The following is a 5,950-nucleotide window of genomic DNA, read 5'->3' on the forward strand; positions in this document are numbered from 1 at the left end:
TAACTATTTGATTTATTCTTGATTATTTCTTATTCGAAATAACGCCATCAGCTACATAAGTGAAATAACCCTTCTTTTATAGCCTTATTCCTCCGATAGAACCCCCTGCAGAAACGGATAATCATGCCGATAACTCATTTAACGCAGGGCTGTTTATCGTGAATTCACTGTATACCGCTGAAGGTGTAATGGATAAACACTCGCTGTGGCAGCGTTATGTACCGTTGGTGCGTCACGAAGCATTGCGCCTTCAGGTGCGTTTGCCGGCGAGCGTAGAACTGGATGACCTGCTACAAGCGGGCGGCATCGGGTTATTGAATGCAGTCGACCGATATGACGCTTTGCAAGGAACGGCATTTACCACTTACGCAGTGCAGCGTATTCGTGGAGCGATGCTGGACGAACTACGTAGCCGGGATTGGGTGCCACGTAGCGTTCGGCGCAATGCTCGCGAAGTGGCACAGGCGATGGGGCAACTGGAGCAGGAATTAGGGCGTAACGCGACGGAAACCGAAGTGGCGGAGCGTCTGGCTATTCCTGTGCAAGAGTATCGTCAGATGTTGCTTGATACCAATAATAGCCAACTTTTCTCCTACGACGAGTGGCGGGAAGAGCATGGCGATAGTATTGAGCTGGTGACGGAAGAACATCAGCAGGAAAACCCGTTACAGCAGCTACTTGAGGGTAACCTCCGCCAGCGCGTGATGGACGCGATCGAAGCGTTGCCGGAACGCGAAAAGCTGGTGTTAACGCTGTACTACCAGGAAGAGCTGAATCTGAAAGAGATTGGCGCGGTACTGGAAGTGGGGGAGTCACGGGTTAGCCAGTTGCACAGTCAGGCCATCAAACGTCTACGCACCAAGCTGGGTAAGCTATAGGGGTACATCATTACCCCTGAACAATGCCGCATTACGAATTGACTACCAGGAGTTCTCATGACGGTGCAGCAATCAAAAAGACGGCCCCTAAGCCGCTACCTCAAAGATTTCAAACACAGCCAGACGCATTGCGCCCATTGCTTTAAGTTGCTCGACAGGATCACGCTGGTTCGCCGCGGGCAAATTGTGAATAAAATCGCCATCGCCCGACTGGACACGTTGCTGAATGAAGCAGAGTGGGAACAGGAGAAAAAAGAGTGGGTGGCACTGTGTCGCTTTTGTGGTGATTTGCACTGCAAAGAGCAGAGCGACTTTTTTGACATTATCGGCTTCAAGCAATTTTTATTCGAGCAGACCGAAATGAGTCACGGCACGGTACGCGAATACGTTGTGCGCCTGCGTCGCCTCGGGAATCATCTGACCGAACAAAATATCTCTCACGATCTGCTGCAGGAAGGGTTTCTCGACGAAAACCTTGCCCCGTGGCTACCGGAAACCAGCACCAACAATTACCGCATCGCCTTGCGTAAGTATGAGCAGTTTAAAGCCCATACGCATATGGGACATATGCAGAAATCCTCCTGGACAGCCAGTTCTGATATATATTAAAAACGAATAAGGTGTAACAGAGTCGTGTTTGTGGATCACGGCAAACGCTTTACACTGTAGTCATAAATGATAGTCACTAATGACAATATTCGGGGTAACTATGAAATTAGCACTTCTGGGACGTCAGGCTCTGATGGGTGTAATGGCTGTTGCACTTGTCGCCGGAATGAGCGTGAAGACTTATGCAGATGAAGGTCTGTTAAATAAAGTTAAAGAGCGCGGCACGCTGCTGGTGGGCCTGGAAGGGACCTATCCCCCGTTTAGTTTTCAGGGCGATGACGGCAAGCTGACCGGTTTCGAAGTGGAGTTTGCCGAGGAACTGGCCAAGCATCTCGGAGTGAAAGCCACACTGAAGCCGACCAAATGGGACGGTATGCTGGCTTCTCTTGATTCCAAACGCATTGACGTGGTCATCAACCAGGTGACTATCTCTGATGATCGTAAGAAAAAATACGATTTCTCTACCCCGTATACGGTCTCTGGTATCCAGGCGCTGGTGAAGAAAGGCAATGAAGGCGTTATTAAGACTGCTGCCGATCTGAAAGGTAAAAAGGTCGGCGTGGGTCTGGGAACCAACTATGAAGAGTGGCTGCGCCAGAACGTGCAGGGCGTGGATATTCGTACCTATGATGATGACCCGACCAAATATCAGGATCTGCGCGTAGGTCGTATCGACGCCATCCTGGTTGATCGTCTGGCCGCGCTGGATCTGGTGAAAAAAACCAAGGATACGCTGGCCGTTACCGGTGAAGCATTCTCCCGCCAGGAGTCCGGCGTGGCGCTGCGTAAAGGCAATGAAGATCTGCTGAAAGCGGTGGATGCAGCCATTGCTGAAATGCAGAAAGACGGTTCACTGAAAGCTCTGTCTGAAAAATGGTTTGGAGCAGATGTGACGAAATAATCGTCATCTGATGAAAAAAGGCGCCTTTAACAGCGCCTTTTTTTATTTCATTGCGCCTGAACGTGCATAATAAAAGAACATCACAACAACGAATACCGGAGGCTGTATGCCGCTGCATAATTTAACGCGCTTTCCACGTCTGGAATTTATTGGCGCGCCAACGCCACTCGAATATCTTCCGCGCCTCTCAGATTACCTCGGGCGTGATATTTTCATTAAACGCGATGACGTCACGCCGATGGCTATGGGCGGCAATAAGCTGCGTAAGCTGGAGTTTCTGGCCGCAGACGCGCTGCGTGAAGGCGCGGATACGCTGATAACCGCGGGTGCGATTCAGTCTAACCATGTTCGCCAGACGGCGGCGGTTGCCGCTAAGCTTGGCCTGCACTGCGTGGCGCTGTTGGAAAATCCGATAGGCACCACTGCCGAAAACTATCTCACCAATGGCAACCGTCTGCTGCTGGACCTGTTTAATACGCAGATTGAAATGTGCGATGCGCTGACCGACCCGAATGCACAGCTGCAGGATCTGGCGACGCGGATTGAAGCGCAAGGGTTCCGCCCGTATGTGATCCCGGTTGGGGGCTCCAATGCACTGGGTGCGCTGGGCTATGTGGAAAGCGCGCTGGAAATTGCCCAACAGTGTGAAGGGGCCGTCGCGCTCTCTTCCGTAGTGGTGGCCTCGGGCAGTGCGGGAACGCACGCCGGACTGGCCGTGGGTCTGGAGCAATTGATGCCAGACGTCGAACTCATCGGCGTGACCGTCTCACGCAGCGTGGCGGATCAAAAGCCCAAAGTTGTTGCACTGCAGCAGGATATTGCTCGGGAGCTGGAACTGACGGCCTCAGCGGAAATCCTGTTATGGGACGATTATTATGCGCCGGGATACGGTACGCCAAACGAAGAGGGCATGGAGGCGGTAAAACTGCTGGCGCGTCTGGAAGGCATTTTGTTGGATCCGGTGTATACCGGCAAGGCGATGGCGGGTCTGATTGATGGCATCAGCCAGAAACGCTTCAAGGATGAAGGGCCAATTCTCTTTATTCATACTGGTGGGGCACCTGCGCTGTTTGCCTACCATCCTCACGTGTAACGACCAGGTAGAAAAACGCTAATGCATGAAAGTATCCAACTGGTGATTGATTCTCTGCCGTATCTGCTCAAGGGCGCAGTTTTTACGCTGCAACTGAGTATCGGTGGGATGTTCTTTGGTCTCGTGCTGGGTTTTATCCTGGCGCTGATGCGTCTGTCGCCGCTGCTACCTGTGCGCTGGCTGGCGCGCTTTTATATCTCTATTTTTCGCGGAACGCCGTTGATTGCCCAGCTGTTCATGATCTATTACGGTCTGCCGCAGTTTGGTATTGAGCTTGATCCTATTCCGGCGGCGATGATTGGCTTATCGCTTAATACGGCGGCCTACGCTGCGGAAACGCTGCGTGCGGCAATCTCCTCCATCGACAAAGGGCAGTGGGAAGCGGGTGCCAGTATTGGTATGACGCGGTGGCAAACCATGCGCCGGGCAATACTGCCGCAGGCTGCGCGGGTTGCGCTCCCACCGCTGAGTAACAGCTTTATCAGTCTGGTGAAAGACACCTCTCTGGCCGCGACTATTCAGGTACCGGAACTGTTCCGTCAGGCGCAGTTGATTACCTCGCGTACGCTGGAGGTATTCACGATGTATCTGGCAGCCTCGTTGATTTATTGGGTGATGGCGACGGTGCTTTCTGCACTGCAAAACTATTTTGAAGAGCAACTGAATCGCCAGGAGAGAGAGCCGAAATGAGTGCTATCGAAGTCAGAAACCTGGTCAAAAAATTCCATGGGCAAACGGTGCTGCATGGGATCGATCTTGACGTCAAACCCGGTGAAGTTGTGGCGATTATCGGGCCGAGCGGTTCGGGCAAAACGACGCTGCTGCGCAGCATTAATTTGCTGGAGCAACCGGAGGCGGGCACCATTAAGGTGGGTGAGATTACCATTGATACCGCGCGTTCGTTAACTCAGCAGAAAGGTCTGATTCGTCAGTTGCGCCAGCACGTGGGCTTTGTGTTCCAGAACTTTAATTTGTTCCCGCATCGCACGGTGCTGGAAAACATTATTGAAGGTCCGGTGATTGTTAAAGGCGAACCGAAAGCCGAAGCGACAGCCCGAGCGCGCGAACTGCTGGCGAAAGTCGGGTTAGCTGGTAAAGAAACCAGCTATCCGCGGCGTTTGTCCGGCGGGCAGCAGCAGCGCGTGGCTATTGCCCGGGCGTTGGCGATGCGACCTGAGGTTATTCTTTTTGATGAACCGACCTCCGCGCTCGATCCTGAACTGGTTGGTGAGGTACTTAATACCATCCGCCAACTGGCGCAGGAAAAACGCACCATGGTGATAGTGACGCATGAAATGAGCTTTGCGCGCGACGTTGCCGATCGGGCGATATTTATGGATCAAGGACGGATAGTGGAGCAGGGGCCCGCTAAATCCTTATTCACGCATCCGCAGCAACCGCGAACCCGTCAGTTTCTTGAAAAGTTTCTGATGCAATAAATAGTGCATGCAGCACTCGTCGAAATTGTTTTTTGGCGAGTGCTGTTCGCATAACTATTTATAATTATTGCTTTATTATTAACTCCCAATACTGTTACTTCCTGCCGTCGTTGAGTAATGCTCAAGTAATTGTTCATTTGTCCGATAATTTGCATATATAAAATACATTTATGTGTTAGCTTGTTTCATATGTTTGGATGATTATCAATCTCAGGGGTATTACCACTTAGTATGCAGGGTCATGATTTCTTCACCTGGCGACGGAGTATGCTGTTACGCTTTCAGGAAATGGCGACGGCAGAGGATGTCTATAATGAATTACAACAACAGACGCAGCATTTAGAGTTCGATTTTTACGCGCTCTGTGTTCGTCATCCCGTACCTTTTACCCGACCTAAAACGTCGCTTCACACGACCTATCCCAAAGCATGGGTGGCGCATTATCAGTCCGAGAATTATTTCGCTATTGATCCGGTGCTGAAGCCTGAAAACTTCAGTCAGGGGCATTTACCCTGGAACGATACCTTATTTCGCGATGCACAGCCCCTGTGGGATGCCGCGCGCAATCACGGTTTACGTAAAGGGATGACGCAATGCTTAATGTTGCCTAATCGGGCGTTGGGTTTTTTATCGGTATCGCGTGCGAGTGTCCGTAATAGTCGCTTTGCAAACGATGAGGTAGAGCTCAGGATGCAACTGCTGGTGCGGGAAAGCTTGTCGGTACTGACGCGGCTGCAAGATGACATGGTCATGGCGCCAGAGATGCGCTTTAGCAAGCGGGAAAAAGAGATATTGAAATGGACGGCAGAGGGGAAAACCTCTTCAGAGATAGCGATAATTCTGTCGATTTCTGAAAATACCGTTAACTTTCACCAGAAAAATATGCAAAAGAAATTTAATGCACCCAACAAAACGCAGATCGCCTGTTATGCCGCGGCAACCGGGCTGATCTGAGTAAATTATCGTTCTGAGTGTCAGACGCAAACCCGGCTGAGAGCATCGCTGTCAGCCGGGTTCTTATTACTGGCGG

At 51.3% G+C, this 5,950-nt stretch carries 7 protein-coding genes; all 7 read left to right on the forward strand.

From position 1 onward, the window contains the following. The first annotated feature begins 158 nt into the window (after positions 1-158). Positions 159-878: an RNA polymerase sigma factor FliA gene (fliA, locus tag FDW87_RS17620; RefSeq protein ID WP_016153479.1), complete on the forward strand. Its 720-nt coding sequence runs from the start codon at positions 159-161 to the stop codon at positions 876-878. Positions 879-935: 57 nt separating this feature from the next. Continuing rightward, positions 936-1,487, forward strand: coding sequence for a flagella biosynthesis regulatory protein FliZ (fliZ, locus tag FDW87_RS17625; RefSeq protein WP_016153478.1), 552 nt, complete (start codon positions 936-938; stop codon positions 1,485-1,487). 100 nt (positions 1,488-1,587) lie between these two features. Then, a complete protein-coding gene (gene tcyJ, locus FDW87_RS17630; RefSeq protein WP_016156835.1) occupies positions 1,588-2,388 on the forward strand; it encodes a cystine ABC transporter substrate-binding protein in 801 nt (266 codons plus the stop codon). 106 nt (positions 2,389-2,494) lie between these two features. Further along, positions 2,495-3,481 (forward strand): D-cysteine desulfhydrase, encoded by a 987-nt coding sequence (dcyD, locus tag FDW87_RS17635; protein ID WP_047416093.1) that lies wholly within the window; start codon positions 2,495-2,497, stop codon positions 3,479-3,481. Positions 3,482-3,502: 21 nt separating this feature from the next. Then, positions 3,503-4,171, forward strand: a complete 669-nt coding sequence (gene tcyL, locus FDW87_RS17640) for a cystine ABC transporter permease (protein WP_003030474.1) — start codon at positions 3,503-3,505, stop codon at positions 4,169-4,171. After that, entirely contained in the window at positions 4,168-4,920 is a 753-nt protein-coding gene (gene tcyN, locus FDW87_RS17645; protein ID WP_003030477.1) for an L-cystine ABC transporter ATP-binding protein TcyN, read from the forward strand. Before tcyL ends, tcyN begins: the two co-directional genes overlap by 4 nt. Positions 4,921-5,151: 231 nt before the next feature. Then, on the forward strand, positions 5,152-5,874 hold the full coding sequence (gene sdiA, locus FDW87_RS17650; protein WP_016156833.1) for a transcriptional regulator SdiA: 723 nt from the start codon (positions 5,152-5,154) through the stop codon (positions 5,872-5,874). Positions 5,875-5,950 lie beyond the last annotated feature (76 nt).

Origin of the sequence: Citrobacter sp. wls826, from assembly GCF_005281245.1 — a bacterium.
Classification (GTDB): Bacteria; Pseudomonadota; Gammaproteobacteria; order Enterobacterales; family Enterobacteriaceae; genus Citrobacter; species Citrobacter braakii.